Raw genomic sequence first — 1,092 nt, 5'->3', positions numbered from 1 at the left:
TCAAGTGGGATGGGAGTTCAGACGTGTGCTGTGCCGATCTCCCCGGGCCCGGGGCCCCTGCCGGACGCCGCCCGCCTCCGCTCGCCCCCGTCCGCCCCCACCCGCCGCGACGGACCGCCCCCCCCCCGCCGTAGAGCAGATGAGGAGAGGCCGCCGCCCGCGCGGCGGCCAGGCCGCGGACGGCGCGGACGAGCGAGCGGAGGAGACCGGCCCATGGCGAGGAGACGGAACGGACGCATACGCAGGAGCGTCAGGGGGACCGCGGTCACGGCGGCGGCCGTGGCGGCGCTGACCGCCTCGCAGCCCCCCGTGCCGGCCGCCCACCCCTCCCCCGCGGCCGGACGGGCCGCGGCACCGAAGGCGTCCGTCTCGGGCGACGGGCCCTACCTCACCGAACTGCCCCCGCCGCGGACCCCCGGCCCCTCGCCCGAGGCCGGCTCCCCCGCCCCCTCCCCGCTCCTCCCGGCCGCCCGGCGCGGGGGCATCCCGGTCACGGCCCTGGAGGCGTACCGGAGGGCGGACGCGGCGCTCGCCCTCGGCCGGCCGCGGTGCCGGCTGTCCTGGCAACTCCTGGCGGCCATCGGGCAGGTGGAGTCCGGGCACGCACGCGGCGGGCGGGTGACGGCGGACGGCACGGCGGCCCCGCCCATCCTCGGCCCCCGGCTCGACGGCGTGGGCTTCGCGCGCATCACGGACACCGACGGGGGCGCGTACGACGGCGACACCGTCTACGACCGCGCGGTCGGGCCGATGCAGTTCATCCCGTCCACCTGGGCCGCCTGGGGCGCGGACGGCAACGGCGACGGGCGCAGGGACCCGAACAACATCCACGACGCCGCCCTCGCCGCCGGGCGCTACCTGTGCGCGGGCGGCAGGAACCTGTCGAACCCGGCCGACCTGAACCGGGCGATCCTCGGCTACAACCGCTCCGAGGCGTATCTGCGCACCGTCCTGGCGTGGTTCGCGTACTTCCGCGGCGGCCACTTCACCGTCCCCGACGGCTCCGCCGGGCCGGCCGCACCGCAGGGCGCGCGCCCGAAGCCGCCACGCGCGGCTTCGGGCGAGCCGGAGCGCGCCGGCGGGGAGGACGGC

Annotated in this window: 1 protein-coding gene; it reads left to right on the top strand. The window is 79.0% G+C overall.

What is annotated here, in order from left to right:
* Nucleotides 1–213 precede the first annotated feature (213 nt).
* Nucleotides 214–1,092: lytic transglycosylase domain-containing protein (locus ACLIYP_RS30540; RefSeq protein ID WP_412716312.1), on the top strand; the 879-nt coding region annotated here is incomplete at its 3' end.

The organism is Streptomyces nanhaiensis (assembly GCF_046614825.1).
Classification (GTDB): Bacteria; Actinomycetota; Actinomycetes; order Streptomycetales; family Streptomycetaceae; genus Streptomyces; species Streptomyces radiopugnans.
This window is presented reverse-complemented; position numbering and strand designations above follow the sequence as displayed.